The organism is Streptococcus mitis, from assembly GCA_001560895.1.
In the GTDB taxonomy this organism is placed as follows: Bacteria; Bacillota; Bacilli; order Lactobacillales; family Streptococcaceae; genus Streptococcus; species Streptococcus mitis_Q.
Genome location: CP014326.1, coordinates 680292 through 707183, shown reverse-complemented (window position 1 = coordinate 707183; position 26892 = coordinate 680292). Strand labels below are relative to the sequence as shown.

Sequence of the window (26892 nt, the reverse complement as noted above, 5' to 3'; positions counted from 1 at the left end):
AATCTAGTCCAAAATTTAAGCAATTGATGCTTTAGGATTTATACATTGTTATAAATTTCTAGTCGTTTTGTTCTTATGATAAGAAAAATGGCATAGAAAAACGAGTATATCCAACTACGGAAATGCTCGTTTTTTGCTAGTTAGAAGTGGGGTTTACTCAGCTTCATTTCTTTTTATAAAATTTATCAAGCAAGCGACCAACTACCTCATCTTTTTTCTATCTCTGCCAATATGCGTGATAGATAGTAATGATAGCCAAAGATAGCAAGAGCAAGCAAGAATATAAGAACTCCTACTCCCAAGCTAATGGCAAGGACAGGGGTGAGAGATTGAACCAAGAACAAACTTGCTATGACTAAAATCATTAAGATAACACTATAAATTAAGAGTAAAACTATTGCTACTATACGATTTGAACGGTTCACCAGGTCCGTAATGTTACTCCAATTGGTTGACAAATTTTTCACGTCCTTAAGGTAATGGTGGCAAGAAAGGATGACACTGGCAAGGATCCAAACTACAAGAAGGTAAATCATCGAAAGGGTGGGCAAGCCTAGATATAGAGAAAGACCAAGTAAAGTCAGAACTGGTAAAAAGGACTGGACAGCAAATATAATCCAAAATTTCACTTTCACATAACGAGCAAAGTCAAAGGGTAAACTCTTAAGAAAATCAACATTTTCCCTCTCCAAGGACAAGGCAATTGAAGGCAGGCTGGTGATATTGTTATTGACAACTGCTATAAAGAGAGCTATAAAAAATAAGGGTAACCAGTATGGAGGATAAATATCTGGAACTATCTGAGAATCTCGGATTTTGGAAATCAGACCAATCATCATGAGATAAGGAAGGAAAGCACTTGTAAAAAGCACTGTAATCACGCCAGTCCCCTGTCCCAAGAGGGTGAGGTGGTAGCGTAAAACCATACGGAAAAATCCCTTTTTAGTAGTTGAAATCCTCTCCTTGCTGCGACGTTCTTTCTTGACCTTCTCCTCACTGTTAAGCAGAATCACGTCATAAAAATGAGGAAGAACCTTCTTTTTGGTCAGGTAAAGTAAGAAGAGAGTTAGTCCTATCCAAGCGAGTAGACCCAGGATGGCTTCTGTCGAAAAAGGCTCCACTGCTATTTTGTAAAAGATATGAAGAGGATAAAGGAGAAATGGAATGTCTCTAACTTTGTCAACAATACTTCCAAAAGTTGACTGTAGAAAGAGGACAAATATTAAAGGTATGAGAACTCCTATTCCAATCATCACATTGGCAAAAATAGACTGATACTTTCTGAAGACCCTAGTCTGAGCCAAGAAATGTACTGCCACTACCATCACTAAAGTAACAGATACAAATAACAAGGCCAAGGACAGCAGCATCAAAGGCAAGCCCAGCCAAAGAGAAGGAGCTAGCCTAATATAGAGGACTAGAAAATAAGCTAGGATTGGTACAATTCCAGCTAGAGCTGGCAAGAGAACAGACAGTCCTTTAGCAATTATAATCTCTGATTCTTTAAAGGCATAGGGCCTATACGATGCCAAGTCCTTACTCTCATAAAAGACATTGTAAAATGCAGTGAAAGAAGTTGAAAAGGCAAGCACCAGTAAAATAGCAACCATGGTACTAAAAAAACTTGGTATTTCCTCAAAAGGAAAACGAAAGGCTATATTTATAAACATGAAAAGCATCAAGAGACTGGAAAAAATGTAAGAACTTAGGACTCTAGCGGAAACATTTACTTTTTTTCCAGGATTTTTAGCTTGCTTCTTTCGTAGGTTAGCCAGATTAGCTTCTTGAGATGAATAGAGGATATTGATATCCACTAATTTTTTAATGACCTTGAGACGCATCTGAAACCTCCTCTTTTCTACCAGCAAGACTAAGGTAGATACTTTCCAAAGACTGGTCTGGATGGTCTTTTCTCAAGTCCTCTACGCTACCACAATAAATCAAATGCCCCTTTTTCAAAATGGCAATCCGATCACAGACTTGCTCGGCTACCTCTAGGACATGAGTTGAAAACAAGACCGTCTTCCCTTTTTGTGCATGTTCCTTCATCATCTGCTTCAAATCAAAGGCAGCCTGGGGATCCAAACCAGTCAAGGGTTCGTCCAAGACCCAAATATCAGGATCAGACAAGAGTGCTCCGATGACAAAGACTTTCTGACGCATTCCGTGAGAAAGGGTTTCAATAACCTGATAGCGGTTTTCAGCAAAATCAAAAACGTTCAATAGCCTAGCTAAACTAGCTTCCAAGTCAGAACTGCTCAGATCATAGGATGAAGCAATCAATTCCCAAAATTCATTGGCCGTTAAGCGTAAAAATAAGTCAGGCGAGTCTGCTACGTAGCCAATCTTTCGTTTAATAGCCAAGCGATTTTCCGATAAATCCTGACCATCTACTAAAATACGACCACTGCTGGGAGAAATGATACTGACTAAAGATTTTATAGTGGTCGATTTTCCAGCCCCATTATGGCCAATCAAGCCCATAATCTTCCCATTTTCAATCTGCAGATTGAGGTTGCTCAAAGCCTCTTTATCACCATACAACTTACTAACATTTTGAAATTCAATCATGGGATGACTCCTATCTTTATCTATATTACATACTATTATACTAGCACTTTGATACAAAAAAATCAACACTTTATTTTAAGTAGTCAAAATATATTTTTTCTATCTTACGCAAACGTTTGCGCTCAGAGATACTTTATGATAGAATAAAGAACAAGATTGACAAGTAAGAGGAAACATCATGCAAAATCAAACACTCATGCAATACTTTGAATGGTATCTGCCCCACGACGGTCAGCACTGGACGCGTCTGGCTGAAGATGCTCCACACCTAGCTCATCTGGGGATTAGCCACGTCTGGATGCCACCAGCTTTTAAGGCAACCAATGAAAAAGATGTCGGTTATGGGGTCTATGACCTATTTGACCTTGGTGAGTTCAACCAAAAAGGGACTGTCCGCACCAAGTATGGTTTTAAAGAAGACTATCTTCAAGCCATTCAAGCCCTAAAAGCACAGGGAATTCAACCTATGGCCGATGTGGTGCTCAATCACAAAGCTGCTGCTGATCACATGGAAGCCTTTCAGGTTATTGAAGTGGATCCTGTAGACCGTACAGTGGAACTTGGAGAACCCTTCACCATCAATGGTTGGACTAGTTTTACCTTCGATGGTCGCCAAGATACCTACAATGACTTCCACTGGCACTGGTACCACTTCACAGGTACAGACTACGATGCAAAACGCCGTAAGTCTGGGATTTACCTGATTCAAGGAGACAACAAGGGCTGGGCCAACGAGGAATTGGTCGATAACGAAAACGGTAACTACGACTACCTCATGTATGCCGACCTAGACTTTAAGCATCCTGAAGTTATCAAAAACATCTATGACTGGGCTGACTGGTTCATGGAAACGACTGGTATTGCTGGTTTCCGCTTGGATGCCGTCAAACACATTGACTCTTTCTTTATGCGCAATTTTATCCGCGATATGAAGGAAAAATACGGTGACGATTTCTACGTTTTTGGTGAATTTTGGAACCCAGACAAGGAAGCCAACCTAGACTATCTTGAAAAAACGGAAGAACGTTTTGACCTTGTCGATGTTCGTCTCCACCAGAATCTCTTTGATGCTAGCCAAGCTGGCGCAAACTATGACCTTCGTGGTATTTTCACAGATAGCTTGGTTGAGCTCAAACCTGACAAGGCTGTAACCTTTGTCGACAACCATGATACTCAACGTGGTCAGGCTCTTGAGTCTACTGTTGAAGAATGGTTCAAGCCAGCAGCCTATGCCCTCATTCTATTACGTCAAAATGGACTGCCATGTGTCTTTTACGGAGACTACTATGGGATTTCAGGAAAATACGCTCAAGAAGATTTCAAAGAAGTTCTTGACCGCCTCCTAGCCATCCGAAAAGACTTGGCCTATGGAGAACAAACAGACTACTTTGATGATGATAACTGTATCGGTTGGGTACGTTCAGGTGCTGAAAATCAATCCCCAATCGCAGTCCTTATCTCAAATGACCAAGAAAACAGCAAGTCAATGTTTATTGGCCAAGAATGGGCTAACCAAACCTTTGTAGATTTACTTGGCAACCACCAAGAGCAAATTACAATTGATGAGGAAGGTTATGGACAATTTCCAGTCTCAGCTAAATCCGTAAGTGTTTGGTCAGCCAATACAATCTAATAGCTAATGATAACCAAGCCAAATCCAAGCGGATTTGGCTTTTTAAGTATGAAAAAGACCTACCCAAATGGATAGATCTTTGTTTTCTTACAATTTACTTGCTACCGCATCCAACAATTCTTGAATTTTAGCTTGGTTACTTCCTCCTGCCATGGCCATGTCTGGTTTACCACCACCACGTCCATCGACGATTGGTGCCAATTCTTTGACAAGATTTCCTGCATGAAGGTCTTTTGTCTTGCTTGCGACAAGAACATTGACTTTGTCCCCAATTGCTGCAACTAGAACAAGCAAGTCAGAGTAATCTTTTTGTTTCCAATTGTCTGCAAAGGTACGAAGGGCACCGGCATCTGATACAGACACTTGACTAGCAATGTAACGGTGACCGTTGACTTCCTTAACATCCTTGAAGATGTCGCCTGCGGCTGCAGCTGCGGCTTTTTCTTTCAACTCAGCATTTTCTTTTTGCAATTGACGAAGTTGTTCTTGAAGTCCTTCTACCTTGTAAGGAACTTCTTTAAGTTGAGGTGCTTTAAGAGTTGCTGCAACAGCTTTAAGAGCGTCTTCTTGTTCACGGTAGGCTTCAAAGGCTTCCTTACCAGTTACCGCCAAGATACGGCGAGTTCCTGATCCAATCCCTTCTTCTTTGACAATCTTGAAGAGTCCAATCTCAGAAGTGTTGCCAACGTGGGTACCACCACAAAGCTCGATAGAGTAGTCACCAATAGTAACAACACGGACTTCTTTTCCGTATTTCTCACCAAAGAGGGCCATCGCTCCCATTTCCTTGGCAGTGTCAATATCCGTTTCAACTGTCTTAACTTCAAGAGCTTCCCAAATTTTCTCGTTGACTTGCTGTTCAATCGCACGCAATTCTTCAGCAGTTACTGCTTGGAAATGCGTAAAGTCAAAGCGAAGGAATTCAACTTCGTTAAGAGATCCTGCTTGTGTTGCATGGTTTCCAAGGATATTGTGAAGGGCAGCGTGAAGCAAGTGAGTCGCAGTGTGGTTTTTCATGACACGGTGACGACGATTTGTATCGATTGCCAAGGTATATTCTTGGTTCAAGGCAAGCGGTGCAAGGACGTCAACAGTGTGAAGAGCTTGTCCGTTTGGAGCTTTTTGAACATTAGTCACAGTAGCCACGACCTTACCTGACTCATCCAAGATTTGTCCGTGGTCAGCTACCTGTCCACCCATTTCAGCGTAGAATGGCGTTTCCGCAAAGATAAGAGAGGCAGTTCCTTCAGATACAGCTTCTACTTCTGCATTGTCAGCCACAATAGCTACTAATTTAGAAGACAATTGAGATTCTTCATAGTTAAAGCGGCTTTCCACTGTGATGTTTTGAAGGGTTTCATTTTGCATACCCATTGAGCCGCCCTTGACAGCTGACGCACGCGCGCGTTCTTGCTGTTCTTTCATGGCTGCTTCAAAACCTTCACGGTCTACAGTCATACCAGCTTCTTCAGCGATTTCTTCAGTCAGTTCAACTGGGAATCCATAAGTATCATAAAGTTTAAAGACATCTGAACCAGCGATAACAGATTGACCTTTTTCTTTCAAGTCTGCTACGATACCTTGGGCAAAGTGTTGACCTGAGTGAAGGGTACGAGCAAATGATTCTTCTTCGCTCTTAACGATTTTCTCAATAAAGTCACGTTTTTCAAGCACTTCTGGGTAGTAGCTTTCCATGATTTTTCCAACAGTTGGAACGAGTTTGTAAAGGAAAGGCTCGTTGATTCCTAGTTTTTGACCATGCATAGAAGCACGACGGAGAAGACGACGAAGGACGTAACCACGACCTTCATTTCCAGGAAGGGCACCATCACCGATGGCAAATGAAAGTGAACGGATGTGGTCAGCGATGACCTTGAAGCTCATGTTGTCGCCATCTTGGTCATAAACCTTAGCAGACAATTTCTCCACTTCACGAATGATCGGCATGAAGAGGTCTGTTTCAAAGTTAGTCTTAGCACCTTGGATAACCGCTACCAAACGCTCCAAACCAGCGCCCGTATCAATGTTCTTGTGTGGTAATTCCTTGTATTCGCTACGAGGAACAGCAGGGTCTGCGTTAAATTGTGACAAAACGATGTTCCAGATTTCGATATAGCGGTCGTTTTCAATATCTTCTGCAAGTAAACGAATACCGATATTTTCCGGGTCAAAAGTTTCTCCACGGTCAAAGAAAATCTCTGTATCAGGTCCAGAAGGTCCCGCACCGATTTCCCAGAAGTTATCCTCGATTGGAATCAAATGACTTGGATCCACTCCCACTTCAATCCAGCGGTTGTATGAATCTTTATCAGCTGGATAGTAGGTCATGTAAAGTTTTTCAGCTGGGAAGTCAAACCATTCAGGGCTTGTCAAAAGCTCATAAGCCCAAGTGATAGCTTCATCACGGAAGTAATCACCGATAGAGAAGTTCCCCAACATTTCAAACATGGTATGGTGACGTGCAGTCTTCCCTACGTTTTCGATGTCGTTGGTACGGATGGCTTTTTGGGCATTGGTAATACGTGGATTTTCAGGGATAATGGTCCCGTCAAAGTATTTCTTAAGGGTTGCTACCCCAGAGTTGATCCACAAAAGAGTTGGGTCATTTACAGGAACCAAACTCACTGATGGTTCTACAGAGTGACCTTTGGTCGCCCAGAAATCAAGCCACATTTGGCGTACTTGTGCACTAGATAGTTGTTTCATATTGTCTCCTTATTACTTATTTAATGTGATTGGCTTTCCAGCATTTCCACATAGTCAATCGCGACACAGAGGGAAATGACTAGGTCTGCATAAGCATCCTCAAGAACCGTTACGGTATAGGTAGAGGTCAGATGGAAGAGTTCTTTCTTGATTTCCGCAATCAACTGATCGCGATCATCCAGCAATTTGAAATTCAAATCCCAGATATTGCCCTCGATACGAAGACCTAGATTATCAAACTCATACTTATCTCGCCAGAAGGTCAACTTCTTACGAATGACAAAACTCGATCCATCCTGAAGCTGAATCTCAAAACGAGGAAGTAGGGTCAAGATTTCTTTACTAATCTGACTGACCTGTTTACCATTAGCATCATAGATGGTAAAAGTTTTGGGAATCTTAAAAAATGATCCCTCTACCTGATAGGCAATTTCTCCCCTGTCATCCTTGATAGCGAAACGTTCGCCTCCAAGACGAAACTTTTGTTTGACAAGAAATGTTTTCATCAACACCTCCAAAAATCAAAAGACAAGCTCATATCACGAAGGGCGAAAAACCGCGGTACCACCTTCATTCAATGAACTTGTCATTCTCTTATTCTTATGCAATTGTATGATTGAGTAGCATGACTTCCTAGCTTAGATGGCTCGCAGCACCGCCATTTCTCTGGACTAAGACAACTGAAAATCAATTCTCAACTTTCTTATTATATCGTTTTTTTAAGTTTGCGTCAACTGGAAATCATTCTAACAATCAGCATGTGTTAGCCATAAGTTAGCTTTATAAATTAACCTCTCAATTTATCTAGATCTACTTTGTGATGTTTGATGAGTTTTAGGCTTATAAATTGAAATTTTAACTCGTGTACGTTTCAAATCAAACTTCTCGTCTGGTTTGGGAATTTGATCAACTACGCTTCCTTCAGAAGTCCCCTCAGGCGCACTAGAAACTTCTACTATTTCAATATTAGCTTCTTTAACACCAACAATCTGTTTTAAATTATTTTTTGTAAACTCTAAACTTGAACCTGCATAATTTGGCATTGTAGCTCTAGTTCGTTCTTTTGCAACAGTCAAAATAATATCTGATGAATCATTCAAATCATATAAAGTTCCCTCCGACAAACTCTGACGTAAAATTGTACCAGGAGAATATTCATCACTTTCTTCTTCCTCAACTTTTATATGATTCTCGGCAATTTTTCTACTCTTCAATTCTGATATAGCATCAGATTTACTTAAACCAATAAGGTTTCCAATATATACTTTTGTAGCCTGTGGTCTAGAAGAGACAGAACTTGTTGATGAAGTTTGTTTATCTTTAGATTTATTTCCACCAAGAGAAGCTTGCTTTATAGAACTTGTGGAGGTTTCTGAATTAGATGATTGAGTTGATTGATTAGTACTGTTATGAGATGATTTAGATTTGCTCATAACTATAAAAAAAGTTCCAATTATAACTAATAAAAGTAAGCTTATAGCTATACCTAGAAACCACTTTATTCTATTGATTTTTTCTCGATGACGCTTTGCTAATTCTTCCTGTTCTTTTTGTCTTTCTTTTTCAAGAAGATATTGATTATACTCCGTTTCTGCTTCTGCTAAGAGTATCTGAATTCTCCCTCTCTCATCTTCAGTTTCAGCTTGGGCCCACAGTTTTTTTAAATCAAATATATTATCTTTAAATTGTTGCTCCTTACGTAATTCTAACTCTCTTTGATGTCGAGATTCCTCATTCCATTGCCTCTGACGTTCTAACTCATTTCTCTCTTGTAATGTCTTATTCTGCTTCCAAACAAGACGATTTTGTTCTTGTTGCTCCCATCTTTGTTGTTCTAGCAAATTATTTTGTCTTCTTAATTCTTGATTTCGTTCTGCATCTCGAAAATCTCTTTCCCAATTATTCAAACTATTTATACCTCCTCCTAATTGGCATTATAGCCATGTTCTTTAGATTTTAATACTTTCTTCCAATATCGTTCACGTTGAAGTGCCTTTTGCTTTCCAACTTCATTCTTTGGAAAAATCTCTAATAAACTATATTGAAAATACTTTTTAATATAACTGATTCCATATTTTTCGACTATTTCACATAATCTTTTATTCGGATAACGATTTTCTTCCATTTCGGATTTATCATAGCCTTCACTTAAGTACGTAGACCATCTTCCGTAAACCCCATTATCTCCATAAGCAGAACCTACATAGAGCTTTCCTGTCTTAGCATCAGTAATAACATAAACACCATAAACAGCTGATAGATATTGTCTCCAAGAACTATTTGCCCAATTTTTCTTTAATTCTTGATAAGAAAATGAGATATTTTCATAACCTGGAAAATGAGACGTTTGATTAAAATAGGAAATACTGCTTACAGATTCTACTACAACTGATTCAATTATTTTAGGATTAACATAAAACCATGATTGACCTGTATTAGTATGATTAACCAAAACCTTTTCTATAAACTTATCATACTCTTTTAATCGTTCAGCTAAAGCGAACTTAACATGATGTTTCCCATAGGTCACTTGCTTTATCTGACTATTCGTTTCTTTTATAAGATAGGCACCAACAAAGAGCCATTTATGATACTCCACTTCTATAAATTGAAACTGAATTTCGTTTCTACGATTTCGACTTTTTTTATCTGAACCATTACTTAAAATCCATGGCAAAAAATCTTCAGAGCCACTGATATAATCATCAACAAAACTATAATCATCCCAATTCTTGTTAAATCGTAACTTAATACGATACCCTTTATACTCCGATTGTGACAATAACTCATTAAATCTAAAAATATCCTTCAAATATATCTTTTCTATATTGTATTCCGCTTTTATTTATATGGAGAATTTTGCATAATCTCTCTCCTATATCATTATACAGAAGGTGTTAATAACGGTCAAGAGCTTAAATATTTTTTCAAAAGTTTATTAAGAATTGAATTTTTCAATTTCATACTGACACTTCCATCTGATTCAAAAAAACGAACCAGCTTGACTGATTCGTTTCGTGACTGCTAACTCCTACTTCCGATACATTTTAAATTGTAGGAAGAGGTCGCTATATTTTCCTGTCCATTTATGGTCAAATTTCTCATAAACTTCTAGGTGTTTCATGGTTTCAGCATCTGGATAGAAGGCCTTGTCTTCTTTTTTCTCCTCTGGGAGCAATTCCTTAGCTGGTAGGTTTGGTGTTGAATAGCCAACATACTCTGCATTTTTAAGAGCATTTTCGGGTTTCAACATAAAGTTGATAAATGCATAGGCTGCGTCTTGGTTTTTGACTGTTTTGGGAATGACCATATTGTCAAACCAAAGGTTGCTGGCCTCTGTCGGTACCACATAGCGTAGATTTTCATTTTTTTCTAGCATTTGGCTGGCTTCACCAGAGAAGGTCACGCCGATAGCAGCGTTGTTCTGAATCATGTAGCCCTTCATCTCGTCGGCAACGATGGCCTTGATATTTGGAGTCAACTTGTAGAGCTTATCCACTGTCTCTTCCAACTGCTGGGGATCCTTGGAGTTGAGGCTGTAACCAAGCGAGTTAAGCCCGAGTCCCAATACCTCACGCGCCCCATCAAAGAGCATGATAGAGTTCTTATACTCTGGCTTCCAAAGGTCATCCCAATGCTCAGGCGCTTCATCTACCATGGTTTCATTGTAGACAATTCCTAAGGTTCCCCAGAAGTAAGGGATGGAGAATTTATTACCTGGGTCAAAGGACTGGTTGAGAAACTCTGATCCGATATTTTCAAGACCTTCAAGTTTTGAATAGTCAAGCGGTACCAAGAGGTCTTCGTCCTTCATCTTGTTAATCATGTATTCACTAGGAATGGCAATGTCGTAGGTCGTTCCACCCTGCTTGATCTTGGTATACATGGCTTCGTTGGAGTCAAAGGTCTCGTACTGGACTTGGATACCTGTTTCTTCTGTGAATTGCTCCAAGAGTTCTGGATCGATATAGTCCCCCCAGTTGTAGATAACCAGTTTTTGACTATCTCGGCTATTGATTTTACTATCTAGATGCGTCGCAATTCCCCACAAGACCAGGATAATCGCTGCAATTCCTGCTAAAAATGAATAGAGTTTTTTCATGCTTGCTCCTCCTTCTCACGTGAGATAAAGTAATATCCAACCACTAGGATAATACTAAAGAGAAAGACAAGGGCAGAAAGGGCATTGATTTCTAGCGAAATCCCCTTACGAGCACGAGAATAAATCTCGACGGACAGGGTTGAAAAGCCATTTCCCGTTACAAAGAAGGTCACAGCAAAGTCATCTAGCGAATAGGTGAAAGCCATGAAATAACCTGCAATGATAGACGGAGTCAGGTAAGGAAGCATGATTTCCTTGAACATCTGAAATTGACTGGCTCCCAGGTCATAGGCCGCATGAATCATGTCGCCGTTCATTTCCTTGAGACGAGGCAAAACCATCAAGACCACGATAGGAATAGAGAAGGCCACGTGACTAGATAGAACGGTCAAAAAGCCAAGTGAAAACTTGAGTTGGGTAAAGAGAATCAAGAAGCTGGCACCAATCATAACGTCAGGCGCAACCATGAGGATATTATTGAGTGATAGAAAGGCTTCCTGGTATTTCTTACGAGACTGGTAGATGTAAATGGCACCAAAAGTCCCGATAATGGTCGCTATCAAGGCTGACAGAAAGGCCAAGAAAAAGGTCTGAGTCACAATCAACATGAGGCGACCATCGCCAAACATGGTTTTAAAATGGCTCAAGCTAAAGCCTGTAAAGCTATTCATGTCGTTGCCTGCATTAAAGGCATAGCCAATCAGGTAAAAAATCGGCAGGTAGAGGACAAGAAAGACCAGTCCCAGATAAAGGTTGGCAAATTTTTTCATCGTTCTCTCCTTTCCTTAGTCACCCACATGGTGATGAACATGGTCAGGATAAGAATCACACCGATGGTAGAACCCATTCCATAGTTGTCATTGGTCAGGAAGTTTTGCTCAATAGCCGTTCCCAGCGTGATAACGCGGTTACCACCAATCAAACGTGTCAGCATGAAGAGGCTCAAACTAGGGATAAAGACCGACTGAACCCCACTTCGCACACCATTCATCGATAGAGGAAAGATGACATGGCGGAAGGTTTCCCACTTGGTCGCACCGAGGTCATAGCTGGCATTGATGAGGTTGTTATCCATATCGTCCAAGACATTAAAAATCGGCAAAATCATAAAGGGAAGCTCGATATAGCTTGCGACAAAGATAAAGGAGAAATCAGTAAAGAGCAACTGCTGCGAACCGATTCCGATAAATTCCAAGAATTGGTTAATAGAGCCATTCTGACCAAAAATCCCGATAAAGGCGTAGGCCTTGAGGAGCAAATTGATCCAAGTTGGCAGAATAATCAGCATGAGCCAGAGTTGACGGTGCTTGAGGCGGGTCAAAAAGAGGGCTGTTGGATAGCTGATAAGGAGGGTTACAAAGGTCACAATTCCTGCATAAAGCACAGAGTTGAAACTCATTTTGAGATAGGTCAAGTTTTGTGACGCAAAGTAAGATTTATAATTTTCTAAACTGAACTGTCCTTCGATGTTGAAAAAGGATTGACCAAAAATCAAGACCAAGGGTGCCAACACAAAGAGGGCAATCCAGAGCATGTAGGGCACTACAAAGAGTTTAGAGCTTGTTTTCTTCATCTCTTTCCTCCTCGATTGCATTGATCAGACCTGCTTCTTGCTCTTCGATTTCCACGTACTCTTCGATACGGGCATCAAACTCTTCTTCGGTTTCGTTGAGACGCATGATGTGGATGTCTTCTGGTTCAAAGTCCAGACCGATTTCCTCACCCACGATGGCCTTACGAGTCGAGTGAATCATCCATTCATTTCCTAGTTCGTCATAGGCGATAATCTCATAGTGAACCCCACGGAAGAGCTGAGTATCAACCTTAACTTGGAGCTTGCCTTCTTCAGGAAGAGTAATGCGCAAGTCTTCTGGACGAATGACGACTTCGACTGGTTCATTTGGCTTCATCCCACCATCGACCGCTTCAAAGCGTTTGCCGTTAAACTCAACCAAGTAGTCCTCAATCATGGTACCTGGCAAGATGTTTGACTCACCAATAAAGGTGGCAACAAAGTGGTTGATTGGCTCATCATAGATATCCACAGGTGTTCCAGACTGGACAATCTCGCCATCATTCATAACGAAAATCCAGTCACTCATGGCAAGAGCTTCTTCCTGATCGTGGGTGACAAAGACGAAGGTAATGCCCAATCGTTGTTGCAGTTCACGGAGTTCGTACTGCATGTCTGTTCTTAATTTCAAGTCCAGCGCTGATAAGGGCTCATCCAACAAAACCACACGGGGTTGGTTGATGATGGCACGGGCAATAGCCACACGCTGACGTTGTCCTCCAGAGAGTTTACGGATGGAACGTTTTTCATAACCTTCCAACTGAACCATCTTGAGAACTTCTGCTACACGCTGCTCGATTTCTTTCTTATCAATTTTACGCAAGCGGAGCGGAAAGGCAACATTTTCAAACACATTCATATGTGGGAACAAGGCATAAGATTGGAAGACCGTATGGACGTCTCGCTTGTTGGTTGGGATATCATTGATACGGACACCGTCTAGCATGATATCTCCTGTCGTCGCATCCAGTAAACCTGCAATAATATTTAGGATAGTTGATTTCCCTGAACCAGATGCTCCTAAAAGGGTGTAAAACTTCCCTTCTTCCAACTCAAAGTTGATGTCTTTGAGAACCTTGGTGTTGCTGTCTTCAAAAACTTTAGAGACGTTTTTGAATTCGATAATTGGTTTTTTCAATTGGCATAAATTCCTTCTTTTTCATAGATTAACAGATCAGGGCTCTGTCAGGCTGCCACTACCTCTTGCAGGGAGTAAAACCACCTGCATACATCTTCGCTACCGATAGGCTTTCACCCCCTTTCCATGACATAGCAGCAGCTTTTCAACTACAGCTTCCTACTTGCTTTCACCCAAGATACGAACTTCTCTCTCAAGTGTAACACCTGAGTGCTCCTTGACTTTTTCAATCACAGACTCAATCAAGTCCTCGTAGTCTTTGGCCGTTCCGTCTGCGACATTGATCATAAATCCTGCGTGCTTTTCAGACACTTCTACACCACCGATACGATAGCCTTTCAAGCCGGCTTCTGAAATTAATTGACCTGCAAAATGCCCTACTGGACGTTTAAAGACCGAACCACAAGATGGGTATTCTAAAGGTTGTTTAAGTTCACGTAGATGCGTCAAGCGTTCCATTTCTTGCTTGATGACCTGATGGTTTCCTGGAGCTAGGGCAAATTTAGCTGACAAGACAACTGCACCAGACTCCTGAATAGCTGAATGGCGGTAACCAAAAGCCAAGTCCTTGGCAGACAGAGTCTCGATTTCTCCATCCTTGGTCAAAACCTTACAAGACTGCAAGATGTGGGCAATCTCGCCACCATAGGCACCCGCATTCATAAAGACAGCTCCACCAACACTCCCAGGAATGCCACAAGCAAACTCAAAACCAGTCAAACTATGGCGCAGGGCAATGCGAGTTGTTTCAATCAAGTTGGCACCAGCTTCTGCTTCGATGGTATAGCCATCAACCGAAACATTATTGAGCTTGTCACACAAGATGACAAATCCACGAATTCCACCATCGCGAACGATGATGTTGCTGGCATTTCCAAGAACCATCCAAGGGATATTTTCTTGATTGGCAAATTTAACAACGCGCGCCAACTCAAAACGATTTCGTGGAAAGACCAGATAATCAGCCTCTCCACCTACTTTTGTATAACTATAGCTATGCAAGGGTTCCTTAAAACGGATATCAATTCCTTCTAAGATTTCAAGCATTTTTTCTCTTACAGACATGTCACTCTTCCTTTTACAAAATTCATCCCATTATACCATTTTTAGAGACATTTGACGACCATAAAAATACCTTGTTTGGATTTTGCACAAAAAAAGAGGTTTCCCTCTTTTCTTATGATTTTTTACAAAAGATTGCCTTGGTTCCATAGGCAACCAGAACGAGCTCAAGTGCTAGGATCACTTCAACCAAGACTGGATTTGTCAACCAGCCAATTTGGGCTAGAGATGGAGCCAGGTCAAAGAAGGCATGTAGCCCATAGGCTGCTAGAAGATAAATCCATTTCTTCTGGCGAACAGCTTGGTAAACCCAAACAGTCAACAGCAATTGGAATCCTAGAGCCAAAATCCGTTCAAATCCAAGCAAATAAATCTGCCAGACTGATAGCGACTGAATAGTTTTCAACATATTTTCAGACAGCAATTGCATGACCTGTGGATTTTGCGTTTGAACTGCCGAAAGCACGATGTAAAGATTAATCAAACTAGTAAGACCCAGGAAAATCAATTCCAAGCCACCATGCCCCAATCCATAAGCCAAGGCATCTGCCTTTTCCAAACTTCTCTTTTTCTCCAACCATTTAAAGAAAATAAGGCGAGCAGTTTCCTCAAAAAATGCTGCCATGGCTAGTCCATAGAGGATATAGACAAGCGGATGGTCTTGCAAGAGGGCAATACTGCCGTCTTTTTGAGGATGCAAAACCAAGATATGCACCAGTTTTTCTAAAATCTGTGAAGAGACAAAGAAGGCAACAGCCCCCAAGCCCAAGACAGCTAGATTAATCTGGTATTTCTTTTTTGCATACCAAATACTTCCTAGCAAGAAAGCTAGTAATAGCACCATGGTAATGATAATATGAGTGGTCATTTTCTTCTCCTATTCTGCCTTTTCAATATCTTTTCTCATCTCGTCAACATTGAACTTAGCAAACAAGTATTGACGATCTTGGACTGGGAAACGTTGATCCAACTGATCAACTGCTCCCACCTCGATAATGCCTTCCTTGATAACAAAGTCCATGACATGTCCACCGAAAGTCAAATCATCTGAGATGAAGTGCAGATGGTAGCCTGCCACACTGACTCCATGGAAAATCTCTGGCGTCCAGAAACCAACGATGGTTCCCACCACATTGTCACGACTATATTCCGGTTGATGGGTTGCGACATCAGCAAACTTGGTATCTGGTGTCGACTTAGGAATCATGCGCACATGCATATGTGAAAATTCCCCCCGAATCTTGATAGAGCGGAAAAGATTTTCCCCATCATAATAAGACTCGATTCGCTCTTCCAATTCCTTGTCTGTCATCTCAAAGCGCTGGCGGAAAATGACCTCTGCCTGATGCGGTACCACTGCAGCGTAAGGAATAAGGGCATCTGGTGACACTTCCACAATTTCTGGTTGCTCTCCTGACCCCTTGGCCTGATAAGCCTTTCCATCCAAGACAATCAATTCTCCATCAATAGAATCCAAGGTTCCCAAGCCAAGATCACCATGCTCTAGCAATTCTCCCACTGTCATGGTACCACCATAAAGGCCGGCCATCAAGGCTCCAAGGGTATTGTATTGAAATAATTTCACTGGTTCCTGCACGTTCTTATCCATTCACTTTCTTGTCTGTTATTCTATAAATCTTACTCCTAAGTATACCACATTTGCCCCTAGATGTGAACGAGAGAAACACTCTAAACATTGCCAAGAAGGAAAAAAAAAGGTACAATGTAACAAAATCAAGGGAGGTCTGGAATGAAGAAACAAAGTAAGTACCAAGAGGTCGTTTCCTATCTGAAAAATAGTATCGAGTCTGGACGCTTTCCGACGGGAAGCCGCCTGCCTTCTATCCGTCAACTAAGCCTTGACTTCCACTGTAGCAAGGACACCATTCAGCGAGCCTTGTTGGAATTACGGCACGAACAATACCTTTATGCCAAGCCCCAAAGTGGCTACTATGTCCTAGAACAAGGGCAACACCAGGACCTAGAAATCGAGGTTACGGACGAACATGCCAGCGCCTATGATGATTTCCGACTCTGTGTCAATGAAACCTTGATTGGCCGAGAAAACTACCTCTTTAACTACTATGATAACCAAGAAGGTTTAGAAGACCTGAGACAGTCCATTCATAAACTCCTCTTTGACCAAGCCCTCTACTGCAAGACTGACCAACTAGTACTGACTTCTGGAACCCAACAAGCCTTGTTTATCCTCTCTCAAATATCCTTTCCTAGCCAAGCCAAGGAAATCTTGGTAGAACAACCGACCTACCATCGGATGAATCGCCTCTTGATTGCTCAAGGCTTGGACTATCAAACGATTGAACGAGGCATTGAAGGGATTGACTTGGAGGAGCTGGAAGGTCACTTCAAAACAGGAAAAATTAAACTTTTCTACACCATTCCTCGTTTTCACTATCCTCTGGGGCATTCCTATTCTGAGCAGGACAAACGAGCCATTCTTGACTTAGCAGCCAAGTATGGTGTTTATATCGTAGAGGACGATTATTTGGGAGATTTGGACTCCAAGAAGGGCCAGACCTTCCACTATCTGGATACAGAGGAGCGGGTCATTTACATCAAGTCCTTCTCAACCAGCCTCTTTCCAGCCCTGCGGATAACGGCACTCATTCTGCCAAATGCTATCAAGGAAGCCTTTGTAGCCTACAAAAATATCCTAGACTACGACAGCAACCTCATCATGCAAAAGGCCCTGTCACTCTATATTGACAGTCAATTGTTTGAAAAAAATCGTCTAGCTCGCTTGGCCAATCAGGAAGCTTACCAGAAGCAAATCGAGGAAAGGTTAGCTAAATTGACTTGCCCCCTTCCTCATTTCCCTCTACACGATGGTTTATTGCTAGACCTGAGACCGTACCCTAAAATTGCCAGTCTCAAACACAGCCAACTGGGCTTGGACTTCTTTGAGGAGGCTTACTTGGATACCTGCCCTTATCAATTTACCAAGGTGTCCTTAGACAATCTGGAAAATGTTTTAAACTATTTAAAAGCAGAATTGGAATGACTTCCAACTCTGCTTTTTTCTTATTGCTCAACTTCTGTTAGAGTTGCCGCTTTTTCAAGATATTTTTGGTAAGTACCATCATCCTTGAGTTTTTGGATGATCTTGTCCACCACTTCTTTCAAATCAGCACTATTTTTTCTAAGGGCAACGGCATTGGCTTCGCCATCCTTCATCTTCAAGCTGACAGTTGCGACAGCTAGGTCGGCGTTTTTAGCAGCATAGCTAAGAGCAACAGGCTCATCCATATGAACAGCATCTACTTTTCCAGCCTGCAATTCATTGACAGCTTCACCCATATTGGTTAGGGAAGTCAATTGAGCTTTTGGCAATTGTTCCTTGACCATAGACTCTGGAACAGTCCCTTTTTGCGCTGCAATATTGGCACTTTCTAGGCTAGTTAAATCCTTGTATTTTTCTACATCAGCCTTACGAACCAAGAAACTAATCTTGTTTTCATAGTAAGGAATTGAAAAGTCAAAGACTTCTTTTCTCTCGTCAGTAGCGCTAATTCCCGCAACTGCTAGGTCAGCCTTACCAGTTTGAAGACTGGTCAAAACATTGTCAAAACTCATGCTTGAGATTTCCAACTTAACCCCAAGTTCATCAGCGATAGCTTGGGCCATGTCAATATCCGCACCAACAACCTGATTTTTTCCGTCAACCAAGGCTTGGAATTCAAAAGGTGCATAGTCAGGACTAGTCGCTACAACCAATTTCCCCTTTTGCTTAATGGCCTCAACAGCTGACTGAGAACCATTAGAACCCGACTGGCAAGCTACTAAGAAAAAACTTGCAATAAAACTACATAAAACAAATATCCATTTTTTTGATTTCATAAATAAACAACCTCTCTGTTAATTTTGTATAATTATAACGCTATCCAAGATACTTGTCAAGCATTTTTTGAATTTTTATCTTAAAAATATTTTTTTCATTCAATAAAAGGAGCTATCAGTTGATTTCAAGCTCCTTTTTATACAGAATGAACCTATTTTATAGTTCGACAATCTTACCTGTTTCAAAGTAAACAACCCATTCACAGATATTCTTGGCATAGTCTCCAATGCGTTCCAAGAAAGCAATCACTTGGAAATAATCACGACCTGTAACGATGGCATCTGGATTTTTCTTGATTTCTTCTGTAGCCAACTCACGAATGCTATCAAAGTAATGGTTGATTTTTTCGTCCATAGCTGCTACTTCATAGGCCTGATCAACTGAACCATTGAGATAGAGTTCCAGGACTGCTTCGACGAAGTTCTTGACATCGCGACCCATTCTCTTGATTTCTTCTTCAACAGCAGGGATACGTTGTTCCCCCTTCATGCGAATTGCTGCTTTAGCAATAGAAACAGCATGGTCACCCATACGTTCCAAGTCAGATACAGCTTTCAAGACGGTTAGAACGGTACGCAAGTCTTGAGAAACGGGTTGTTGAAGGGCAATCATTTCAAATGATTTCTTCTCCAACTTCACTTCGTATTCGTTTACTTCTGCATCGTCTTCGATGACTTCCTTGGCCAAATCACGGTCATGCGTAACAAAGGCACGCACTGTACGATTGATTTGGGATAGCACTTCCTGTCCCATAGCATAGAACTGGTTGTGCAATTTCTCCAAATCTTCTTCAAATTGAGAACGTAACATCATTTATCTCCTTATCCAAATTTTCCTGAAATATAATCTTCTGTTTCCTTGTGTTGTGGGTTGAGGAACATCTTCTTGGTATCATTAAACTCAATCAAATCTCCATCTAGGAAAAATCCTGTCTTGTCAGAGATACGAGAAGCTTGTTGCATGGAACGCGTAACCAAGAGCATGGTGTATTTATCTTTTAGCCCATACAAGGTTTCCTCAATCTTCCCAGCAGAGATAGGATCCAAGGCTGAAGTAGGTTCATCCAAGAGAATGATTTTAGGACTGGTTGCCAAGACGCGGGCAACACAGACACGTTGCTGTTGTCCACCTGAAAGGCCAATAGCTGAATCATGAAGGCGGTCCTTAACTTCATCCCAGATAGAAGCTCGTTGCAAGGCTTTTTCCACAGCTTCATCCAGAACTTGCTTGTCCTTCACTCCATTGATACGAAGCCCGTAGACAACATTTTCGTAGATAGACATTGGGAAAGGGTTTGGTTGTTGGAAAACCATACCGATTTCCTTACGCAATTCAACCGTATCGGTGCGGGGGCTGTAGATATTGTGACCATTATAGACTACTGATCCCGTTGTTGTCACCTCTGGATTGAGATCACCCATGCGGTTGATAGCCTTGAGGAGGGTTGACTTCCCTGATCCAGATGGACCAATCAAGGCTGTAATTTCCTTAGGTTGGAAAGATAGGGAAACACTATTCAAGGCCTTCTTTTGATTGTAGTAAACGGACAGGTCTGACACCTGTAAAATCGCTTCTGTCATACTGTTTCCTTTCTATCCAAAGTGTCCTGTTACGTAGTCATTGGTTGACTGTAGTTTGGCATTTTGGAAAATATTAGACGTCTTATCATACTCAATCAAGTCACCCAAGTAGAAAAATCCTGTATAATCACTAGCACGTGCAGCCTGTTGCATACTGTGGGTCACAATGATGATGGTGAAGTCCTTCTTCAATTCCAGCATAGTTTCTTCCAGCTGGGCTGTCGCAATGGGATCCAAAGCTGACGCAGGCTCATCCATCAAAAGGATATCTGGTTTAACAGAAATGGCACGAGCGATACAGAGACGTTGCTGCTGACCACCTGATAGCGTCAAGGCTGACTTATGCAAATCGTCTTTGACCTGGTCCCAAAGGGCAGTCTGACGAAGAGAAGTTTCCACAATTTCATCCAAGACTTGCTTGTCCTTAACTCCTGCACGTTCATGAGCAAAAGTGATATTGCGGTAAATAGACTTGGCAAAGGGATTTGGTCGTTGGAAGACCATCCCGATGTGCTTACGCATCTCATAAACATTGATTTCTGGACGGTTAACGTCAATTCCTTGATAGAGGATTTGACCTGTTACCTTGGCAATATCAATCGTATCATTCATCCGATTGAGGCTGCGGAGGTAGGTTGATTTTCCTGATCCAGATGGGCCAATTAAGGCTGTGATTTTATTTTTTTCAAATTGCATATCGATGCCCTTGATGGATTCTTTTTTACCGTAGTAAACATGTAAATCCTTAGTAGAGAGGGCCACTTTCTCTTCAGGAAAGGTGATGATATGCTTTTCATCCCAATTATATTTTGACATGGCTTCTCCTTTAGGCAGCGGTTAATTTCTTATGTAGGTAGCTTCCGAGTTTACGGGCTCCAAAGTTAAAGATGAGGATAAAGATGAGGAGCACGGCAGCAGAACCTGCTGACACAATGGTCCCATCAGGAATAGTTCCTTCGCTATTGACTTTCCAGATGTGGACAGCCAAGGTTTCTGCTTGACGGAAGATAGAGATTGGGCTCGTCACACTGAGAATATTCCAGTTAGACCAGTCAAGGGCTGGAGCAGATTGTCCTGCTGTATAAATAAGAGCTGCTGCCTCACCAAAGATACGACCAGAAGCTAAGACGACCCCAGTCACAATACCTGGAAGGGCTTCTGGAATGACCACATGGACCACAGTCTCCCAACGAGAAATTCCTAGAGCCAAGCCAGCCTCACGTTGCGTATGGTGAACGTGTTTCAAACTGTCCTCAACATTTCGAGTCATTTGAGGCAAGTTAAAGACTGTCAAGGCCAAGGCACCTGAAATGATTGAAAATCCATACTCAAACTGAACTACAAAAATTAAGTAACCAAAGAGACCAACAACCACAGATGGCAATGAAGACAAAATCTCAATACAGGTTCTGACAAAATTTGTCACAGGACCTTTTTTGGCATATTCAGCTAGAAAAATCCCAGCTCCCATAGACAAGGGTACAGAGATAATCAAGGTGATGACTAGAAGGAAGAAGGAATTATAGAGCTGAATTCCAATCCCCCCACCTGCTTGGTAAGAAGATGATTTGCCAGTCAAGAAAGACCAAGAGATGTGGGGCAAACCACGAACCAAGATATAGAGAATCAAGGATGCCAAGATGGCAACGATAATTCCTGCAATCGAGTAGAGGACAGCTGTTGCAATTTTATCTAATTTCTTAGCGTGCATAGTTTTTCTTTCCTCTTTCTTTCGTAATCAATTTAATCACACTGTTGAAGGCCAAACTCATCAAAAGCAAGACTAAGGCCAGTGACCAGAGAACGTTATTGTCAACGGTTCCCATAACGGTATTTCCGATACCCATGGTCAAGACAGAGGTTAAGGTCGCAGCAGGTGTTGTTAGTGAAGTCGGGACAACGGCTGAGTTTCCGACCACCATCTGAATGGCCAAGGCCTCACCAAAGGCACGCGCCATCCCAAAGACCACTGCGGTGAAAATCCCTGAACGCGCTGCCTTCAAGGTCACGCGCCAGATGGTTTGCCAACGAGTGGCCCCCATAGCCAAACTAGCTTCGCGGTAGTGACGAGGTACAGCACGCAAGCTATCGGTTGTCATAAAGGTTACCGTCGGTAAAATCATGACAAAGAGAACGAAAATCCCTGACAAAATTCCAAAACCAGTTCCACCAAAGACACTACGGACAAAAGGAACTACGACCTGCAAACCGATAAATCCATACACGACTGAAGGAATCCCAACTAGCAATTCAATGGCTGGTTGCAAGATTTTTGCACCCTTTGGTGAGACTTCTGTCATAAAGACTGCCGCACCGATGGCAAAAGGAGTTGCGATAAGGGCTGATAGGATTGTGACAATAAAGGAACCCAAAATCATGGGAAGGGCACCAAATTGTTTACCTGAAGGATTCCAAGTTTGTCCAAAAAGGAAATCAAAGATATTGACCCCATTGACAAAGAAGGTCGACAAGCCTTTTTGGGCTACGAAAATCAAAATCATGGCCACAATGATAACAATCAAAGACAGACAGGCAAAGGTCAAGCCTTTTCCTAGTTTCTCTAGACGAGAGTTCTTTGAGGGAGAAAGTAATTTTTTAGCTAATTCTTCTTGATTCATTAGTGACTCCCTTCTAGTGCTGTCACTGTTCCTACAGCATCTTTTTCAACCTTCATTTCCTTAACAGAAATATAACCCATCCCCTTAACGATTCCGCTTTGCGCTTCATCAGAGAGAACAAAGTTGAGGAATTCTGCCACCAATTTATTTGGTTGACCTAGGGTGTACATGTGTTCATAAGACCACAAGGGCCAGTTATTGGTTGTAACATTTTCTGCAATCGGCTCATAGCCGTTCAACTTCATGCGTTTAACTGAGTCATCCACATAAGCAAAAGCTAGGTAAGAAATGGCTCCTGGTGTCTGGGAAACAATGTTTTTGACCATCCCATTTGAATCCTGTTCTTGACTCTGAATGGCAGATTGGCCATCCATGACAACACTATCAAAGGTTGCACGCGAACCAGAACTTGCCGCACGATTGATAATAGAAATGGCTAGGTCTTTGCCACCGACCTCTTTCCAGTTGGTTACTTGACCTGTAAAGATGCTACGGAGTTGTTCAGTTGTCAGATTCTCAACGTCAACTTCCTTGTTCACAATCACCGCCAAACCTGCTACAGCAACCTTGTGGTCCACTAGAGCAGAGGCGTTGATACCGTCTTTTTCCTCGGCAAATACGTCTGAATTTCCTACATCAACGGCTCCAGATTGAACCTGAGACAGACCTGTACCAGATCCTCCACCTTGGACGTTGACTGTTTTTCCAACGTGCAAAGAGCCGAATTCATCTGCTGCTGCTTCGACCAAGGGCTGAAGAGCCGTTGAACCAACAGCTGTCATGGATTCCCCACGATCAATCCAGCTAGCACATCCCGCCAAAGAACCTGCCAGCAAAAGAGCCGCAAGGGATAGAGCGAGTTTTTTCCTTTTTTTCACTGTTTTTCTCCTTGAAAATAATGGTGAATGCTGTGAATTTTTTCAACTATTTATTTATGTTTTTCTTTTGAAAATTGGGAGCCAACTGAAGTTCTTATACTCAATGAAAATCAAAGAGCAAACTAGGAAACTAGCCGCAGGCTGTACTTGAGTACGGCAAGGCGACGTTGACGCGGTTTGAATTTGATTTTCGAAGAGTATTAGCTTGGTTTAACTAGAAATTTGCTTAGTTACCTTCTCCACCAATTTTGACTTAAAATGAAAGACAATTTGAAAAAAATCCATACTTCCACTATAACATAGACAAGCTACTTTGACTAGCATTTTCACTTGAATCTGAGGCCTTTTGGAAAATAATTTTTCAAAACATTTCCAGTCACCTTAGCAAAACCCAAACCATTGCCCTGAACCAAAACTTGGTACCAACCATTTGGCAGACTTTCCTCAAGCTGAACAGTCTCTCCAGCCACATACTTTACAAACCCTTCTTGGTCAATTTCAACCGACTGCTTGATCTGACTCGGTTTCAAGGCTAAGCCAAGAGCAAAACTAGGTTCAAAACGTTTCTTCTTAAAGGTACCCAAATGCAGGCCATTGCGAGCTATCTTGAGTTTCCCTAAATCTGGTAAAAGTTCTGGTAAGAGATAAAGCTGGTCTCCAAAAGTCTGCAAGATTCCCGATAGATTAACTTTCAAGTGGTCTTGGGCAAATTCCTGCCACAAGGCAACTTGTTCTCGGCTGAGATTGCTCTTACTTGCCTTAAATTTAGGGGTTGGATTTTCACCCTTAAACTGTAGATGGGCTACAAACTGTCCCTCTCCCTTAAAATAATTAGGATACATCCGAGCCGTTTCTGGCAGGTCAATACCAGCTACCATTCCATTGATATGTTCAACTGGCAACAAATCAAAATCATACTCTTCCAACAACCAATTGACAACCTCTTCGTTTTCCTCAGGTGCCCAAGTGCAGGTCGAATAAACCAGACGGCCACCTTCAGCTAACATGGTCACTGCATCCTCCAGAATTTCTCTTTGCAAACTAGCACATTGGCTCGGATAATCTAAGCTCCAATAGTCCATAGCATCTGGCTGCTTACGAAACATCCCTTCACCAGAGCAAGGGGCATCAAGGACAATGAGGTCAAAATAGCCCTTAAAAACCTTGGCCAAGCGGTCAGCAGATTCATTGGTCACCACAACATTTGTCGCACCAAAGCGCTCCATATTTTCTACTAAAATCTTAGCCCGTTTGCTTGAAATTTCGTTGGAGACGAGAAGTCCTTCACCTGCTAAATAGGCTGCTAGCTGAGTTGATTTTCCACCCGGTGCAGCAGCCAAATCTAAAACCTTCATCCCAGGACTAGGCTGGGCTACCTGAGCCACCATTTGAGCAGCGGGTTCTTGCGAATAAACCAAACCAGTAGCATGCTCAGGCGATTTTCCTGAAACCTTCCCATATTGGCCCCAAGGTGTTTGAGGAATAGGATCAGAAAATGAAGCTTGGGCTTCTTTTAAAGGATTGATCCGAAAGGCCGAAACCGCTTCCTCCTCAAAAGAGGCAAGAAAATCTCTTGCCTCATCTCCTAGTATCTCTTCATATTTTTCAACAAATCCTTCTGGAAATTGCATTTAAGTTCTTTTCCTTTCATAAATATAGGACTGAATTTCCTCCTGCATCTCAAGAGGCACCATCATGACAGGCTGTCTGGTTTGAAAATCAGGAGTTTCACCAGAAAGAGTCACAACCCGATAGCCCAGACTTTCCCCTAAAATACTAGCGGCAGCATAATCCCATGGTTGCAGATAAGTGACATAGGTCAACAAACGCCCTGACAAAATCTTGGCAAAACTAATGGCCGCACTCCCATAGACACGTACACCGAGGACCGCTCGACTCAAATCAGCCAATCCCCATTCATTGGTTTCCAGCATGCCACTATTCCCTGCAATGAGAAAATCTCCAAGTGGTTTTGCTTTAAAGGGAGCTAGGGGCTTATCATTTCGGCAAACTGGAAATTCCCCACCACCGTGATAACAATCCCCTTTGACCACATCATAAATCAAGCCAAACTGCCCTTGACCATTTTCAAAATAAGCCATCATGACAGCGAAATCTTCCTGCTGGGCTACAAAGTTATTGGTACCATCAATAGGATCAATGACCCAAACCTTGCCCTCTTGAACTGAAGCACGCAAACAGCCCTCTTCAGCACAAATCTTATCCTCAGGATAACGGGATAAAATCTCACCAACCAAGAGTTCCTGAACTTCCTTGTCCAGTCTGGTCACCAAGTCTGTCGGAGAGGACTTGGTCTCAACCTGCAAGTCTTCCTGCATATGATCAAGGATGTACTGGCCCGCTTTCCTAATTAGCTCTTTAGCAAATTCAAACTTACTTTCCAAGAGAAATCTTTCCTTCCCCTTTTTCCTTGGCAGCCTGAACTGCTCGGTAAAGCGAATAGCCACTAACCGTTTCAAATTCTCGTCCCAAACGCTTCTCTTCACTCTTGCTTGGCACAACCAATTTGAATCCCTTATAGGAGTTTAGTAACTTTTTAGCCTCTACCTTGCCTTCATAGGCAGCTTCAACATCATTAAAAAAAGAAAGCACTGAAGCAAGTTCTTCAGTGCTCCACGACAAATCTAGTGGGTAACTATACTGTTTGTTCATTAACTAATACCAGCTCTCATTCTTGCTTCTTTTAGTTCTTGCTTACGATAACTACGAGGGAGAAAAGCACGAATCTCATCTTCATTAAAACCGATCTGCATGCGTTTGGCATCGATAATAATTGGGCGACGCAAAAGACTAGGGTACTGCTCAATCAAATGAAGCAATTCCGATACCGAAATACTTTCTACATCAATATCTAATTTTTGAAAAATTTTTGAACGAGTTGAAATGATGTCATCAGTACCATTTTCGGTCAAGGAAAGAATGTGTTGCAATTCCTTTCTTGTTAAGGGACTGGTCATAATATTGTGCTCCTCAAAGGGCACCTTATGTTTTTCTAACCAGGCCTTTGCCTTACGACATGAAGTACAGCTCGGTGATAGAAATAGTGTAATCATGCTTTTCTCTTCTTATCTATACTTTGCTACTTCTATTATACAAAAAAATAAAGCGCTTGACTAGGGATTTTTAGAAAAAAAGCCTATTTTTCAAGAAA

The 26892-nt window shown here is 41.7% G+C and carries 26 protein-coding genes; 2 read left to right on the top strand and 24 right to left on the bottom strand.

All coding sequences use genetic code 11. The features are described from left to right. Positions 1-206: 206 nt before the first annotated feature. Positions 207-1841 carry a hypothetical protein gene (locus AXK38_03535; GenBank protein AMH88380.1) on the bottom strand — a complete coding sequence of 545 codons (1635 nt, stop codon included), beginning with the start codon at positions 1839-1841 and terminating at the stop codon, positions 207-209. Continuing rightward, entirely contained in the window at positions 1822-2571 is a 750-nt protein-coding gene (locus tag AXK38_03530; GenBank protein AMH88379.1) for a 3-dehydroquinate dehydratase, read from the bottom strand. The genes AXK38_03535 and AXK38_03530 overlap by 20 nt, the downstream gene beginning before the upstream one ends. Before the next feature lie 178 nt (positions 2572-2749). On the opposite strand from AXK38_03530, the gene AXK38_03525 reads away from it, so the two are divergent. Further along, positions 2750-4204 carry an alpha-amylase gene (locus AXK38_03525; protein ID AMH88378.1) on the top strand — a complete coding sequence of 485 codons (1455 nt, stop codon included), beginning with the start codon at positions 2750-2752 and terminating at the stop codon, positions 4202-4204. Between the two features lie 87 nt (positions 4205-4291). On the opposite strand, the gene alaS is transcribed toward AXK38_03525, so the two are convergent. The 11 genes from alaS to AXK38_03470 all read right to left on the bottom strand — a co-directional run bounded on the left by alaS (position 4292) and on the right by AXK38_03470 (position 16394). Further along, entirely contained in the window at positions 4292-6910 is a 2619-nt protein-coding gene (gene alaS, locus AXK38_03520; GenBank protein ID AMH88377.1) for an alanine--tRNA ligase, read from the bottom strand. Between the two features lie 20 nt (positions 6911-6930). After that, positions 6931-7416, bottom strand: coding sequence for a UDP-N-acetylenolpyruvoylglucosamine reductase (locus tag AXK38_03515; protein AMH88376.1), 486 nt, complete (start codon positions 7414-7416; stop codon positions 6931-6933). 294 nt (positions 7417-7710) lie between these two features. Then, complete coding sequence (locus tag AXK38_03510) at positions 7711-8826, bottom strand: serine/threonine protein kinase (GenBank protein AMH88375.1); 1116 nt, start codon at positions 8824-8826, stop codon at positions 7711-7713. Positions 8827-8834: 8 nt separating this feature from the next. Beyond that, positions 8835-9737: a hypothetical protein gene (locus tag AXK38_03505; protein AMH88374.1), complete on the bottom strand. Its 903-nt coding sequence runs from the start codon at positions 9735-9737 to the stop codon at positions 8835-8837. Between the two features lie 204 nt (positions 9738-9941). Beyond that, positions 9942-11012: a spermidine/putrescine ABC transporter substrate-binding protein gene (locus AXK38_03500; protein AMH88373.1), complete on the bottom strand. Its 1071-nt coding sequence runs from the start codon at positions 11010-11012 to the stop codon at positions 9942-9944. Then, complete coding sequence (locus AXK38_03495) at positions 11009-11782, bottom strand: spermidine/putrescine ABC transporter permease (GenBank protein AMH88372.1); 774 nt, start codon at positions 11780-11782, stop codon at positions 11009-11011. Before AXK38_03495 ends, AXK38_03500 begins: the two co-directional genes overlap by 4 nt. Further along, on the bottom strand, positions 11779-12585 hold the full coding sequence (locus AXK38_03490; protein ID AMH88371.1) for a spermidine/putrescine ABC transporter permease: 807 nt from the start codon (positions 12583-12585) through the stop codon (positions 11779-11781). The genes AXK38_03495 and AXK38_03490 overlap by 4 nt, the downstream gene beginning before the upstream one ends. Then, positions 12566-13723 carry a spermidine/putrescine ABC transporter ATP-binding protein gene (locus AXK38_03485; protein ID AMH88370.1) on the bottom strand — a complete coding sequence of 386 codons (1158 nt, stop codon included), beginning with the start codon at positions 13721-13723 and terminating at the stop codon, positions 12566-12568. Before AXK38_03485 ends, AXK38_03490 begins: the two co-directional genes overlap by 20 nt. A gap of 159 nt (positions 13724-13882) precedes the next feature. Continuing rightward, complete coding sequence (gene murB, locus AXK38_03480) at positions 13883-14788, bottom strand: UDP-N-acetylenolpyruvoylglucosamine reductase (protein AMH88369.1); 906 nt, start codon at positions 14786-14788, stop codon at positions 13883-13885. A gap of 112 nt (positions 14789-14900) precedes the next feature. After that, entirely contained in the window at positions 14901-15653 is a 753-nt protein-coding gene (locus tag AXK38_03475; GenBank protein ID AMH88368.1) for a hypothetical protein, read from the bottom strand. Between the two features lie 9 nt (positions 15654-15662). Next, positions 15663-16394, bottom strand: coding sequence for an alpha-acetolactate decarboxylase (locus AXK38_03470; GenBank protein AMH88367.1), 732 nt, complete (start codon positions 16392-16394; stop codon positions 15663-15665). Positions 16395-16535: 141 nt separating this feature from the next. Between AXK38_03470 and AXK38_03465 the strand changes: the two genes are divergently transcribed. Then, positions 16536-17807, top strand: coding sequence for a GntR family transcriptional regulator (locus tag AXK38_03465; protein AMH88366.1), 1272 nt, complete (start codon positions 16536-16538; stop codon positions 17805-17807). 20 nt (positions 17808-17827) lie between these two features. Here AXK38_03465 and AXK38_03460 read toward each other — a convergent pair whose 3' ends face one another. The 11 genes from AXK38_03460 to AXK38_03410 all read right to left on the bottom strand — a co-directional run bounded on the left by AXK38_03460 (position 17828) and on the right by AXK38_03410 (position 26794). Then, positions 17828-18643 carry an amino acid ABC transporter substrate-binding protein gene (locus tag AXK38_03460; GenBank protein AMH88365.1) on the bottom strand — a complete coding sequence of 272 codons (816 nt, stop codon included), beginning with the start codon at positions 18641-18643 and terminating at the stop codon, positions 17828-17830. 157 nt (positions 18644-18800) lie between these two features. Then, positions 18801-19454, bottom strand: coding sequence for a PhoU family transcriptional regulator (locus AXK38_03455; GenBank protein ID AMH88364.1), 654 nt, complete (start codon positions 19452-19454; stop codon positions 18801-18803). Positions 19455-19465: 11 nt separating this feature from the next. Continuing rightward, positions 19466-20224 (bottom strand): phosphate ABC transporter ATP-binding protein, encoded by a 759-nt coding sequence (locus tag AXK38_03450; protein ID AMH88363.1) that lies wholly within the window; start codon positions 20222-20224, stop codon positions 19466-19468. Between the two features lie 12 nt (positions 20225-20236). Beyond that, complete coding sequence (locus AXK38_03445; GenBank protein ID AMH88362.1) at positions 20237-21040, bottom strand: phosphate ABC transporter ATP-binding protein; 804 nt, start codon at positions 21038-21040, stop codon at positions 20237-20239. 10 nt (positions 21041-21050) lie between these two features. Further along, on the bottom strand, positions 21051-21935 hold the full coding sequence (locus AXK38_03440) for a phosphate ABC transporter permease (protein AMH88361.1): 885 nt from the start codon (positions 21933-21935) through the stop codon (positions 21051-21053). Continuing rightward, positions 21925-22842: a phosphate ABC transporter permease gene (locus AXK38_03435; GenBank protein ID AMH88360.1), complete on the bottom strand. Its 918-nt coding sequence runs from the start codon at positions 22840-22842 to the stop codon at positions 21925-21927. Before AXK38_03435 ends, AXK38_03440 begins: the two co-directional genes overlap by 11 nt. After that, a complete protein-coding gene (locus AXK38_03430) occupies positions 22842-23720 on the bottom strand; it encodes a phosphate-binding protein (GenBank protein ID AMH88359.1) in 879 nt (292 codons plus the stop codon). The genes AXK38_03435 and AXK38_03430 overlap by 1 nt, the downstream gene beginning before the upstream one ends. Positions 23721-24046: 326 nt before the next feature. Continuing rightward, positions 24047-25351: a 23S rRNA methyltransferase gene (locus AXK38_03425; protein AMH88358.1), complete on the bottom strand. Its 1305-nt coding sequence runs from the start codon at positions 25349-25351 to the stop codon at positions 24047-24049. Further along, entirely contained in the window at positions 25352-26125 is a 774-nt protein-coding gene (locus AXK38_03420; protein ID AMH88357.1) for an inositol monophosphatase, read from the bottom strand. Continuing rightward, complete coding sequence (locus tag AXK38_03415) at positions 26115-26393, bottom strand: hypothetical protein (protein AMH88356.1); 279 nt, start codon at positions 26391-26393, stop codon at positions 26115-26117. Before AXK38_03415 ends, AXK38_03420 begins: the two co-directional genes overlap by 11 nt. Further along, positions 26393-26794 (bottom strand): arsenate reductase, encoded by a 402-nt coding sequence (locus AXK38_03410; protein AMH88355.1) that lies wholly within the window; start codon positions 26792-26794, stop codon positions 26393-26395. Before AXK38_03410 ends, AXK38_03415 begins: the two co-directional genes overlap by 1 nt. Positions 26795-26892 lie beyond the last annotated feature (98 nt).

Coding starts and splice junctions, on each gene's coding strand:
- AXK38_03535 (AMH88380.1), bottom strand. CDS start 1,841: ATGCGTCTCAAGGTCATTAAAAAATTAGTGGATATCAATATCCTCTAT.
- AXK38_03530 (AMH88379.1), bottom strand. CDS start 2,571: ATGATTGAATTTCAAAATGTTAGTAAGTTGTATGGTGATAAAGAGGCT.
- AXK38_03525 (AMH88378.1), top strand. CDS start 2,750: ATGCAAAATCAAACACTCATGCAATACTTTGAATGGTATCTGCCCCAC.
- alaS (AMH88377.1), bottom strand. CDS start 6,910: ATGAAACAACTATCTAGTGCACAAGTACGCCAAATGTGGCTTGATTTC.
- AXK38_03515 (AMH88376.1), bottom strand. CDS start 7,416: ATGAAAACATTTCTTGTCAAACAAAAGTTTCGTCTTGGAGGCGAACGT.
- AXK38_03500 (AMH88373.1), bottom strand. CDS start 11,012: ATGAAAAAACTCTATTCATTTTTAGCAGGAATTGCAGCGATTATCCTG.
- AXK38_03495 (AMH88372.1), bottom strand. CDS start 11,782: ATGAAAAAATTTGCCAACCTTTATCTGGGACTGGTCTTTCTTGTCCTC.
- AXK38_03490 (AMH88371.1), bottom strand. CDS start 12,585: ATGAAGAAAACAAGCTCTAAACTCTTTGTAGTGCCCTACATGCTCTGG.
- murB (AMH88369.1), bottom strand. CDS start 14,788: ATGTCTGTAAGAGAAAAAATGCTTGAAATCTTAGAAGGAATTGATATC.
- AXK38_03475 (AMH88368.1), bottom strand. CDS start 15,653: ATGACCACTCATATTATCATTACCATGGTGCTATTACTAGCTTTCTTG.
- AXK38_03470 (AMH88367.1), bottom strand. CDS start 16,394: ATGGATAAGAACGTGCAGGAACCAGTGAAATTATTTCAATACAATACC.
- AXK38_03465 (AMH88366.1), top strand. CDS start 16,536: ATGAAGAAACAAAGTAAGTACCAAGAGGTCGTTTCCTATCTGAAAAAT.
- AXK38_03460 (AMH88365.1), bottom strand. CDS start 18,643: ATGAAATCAAAAAAATGGATATTTGTTTTATGTAGTTTTATTGCAAGT.
- AXK38_03455 (AMH88364.1), bottom strand. CDS start 19,454: ATGTTACGTTCTCAATTTGAAGAAGATTTGGAGAAATTGCACAACCAG.
- AXK38_03450 (AMH88363.1), bottom strand. CDS start 20,224: ATGACAGAAGCGATTTTACAGGTGTCAGACCTGTCCGTTTACTACAAT.
- AXK38_03445 (AMH88362.1), bottom strand. CDS start 21,040: ATGTCAAAATATAATTGGGATGAAAAGCATATCATCACCTTTCCTGAA.
- AXK38_03440 (AMH88361.1), bottom strand. CDS start 21,935: ATGCACGCTAAGAAATTAGATAAAATTGCAACAGCTGTCCTCTACTCG.
- AXK38_03435 (AMH88360.1), bottom strand. CDS start 22,842: ATGAATCAAGAAGAATTAGCTAAAAAATTACTTTCTCCCTCAAAGAAC.
- AXK38_03425 (AMH88358.1), bottom strand. CDS start 25,351: ATGCAATTTCCAGAAGGATTTGTTGAAAAATATGAAGAGATACTAGGA.
- AXK38_03415 (AMH88356.1), bottom strand. CDS start 26,393: ATGAACAAACAGTATAGTTACCCACTAGATTTGTCGTGGAGCACTGAA.
- AXK38_03410 (AMH88355.1), bottom strand. CDS start 26,794: ATGATTACACTATTTCTATCACCGAGCTGTACTTCATGTCGTAAGGCA.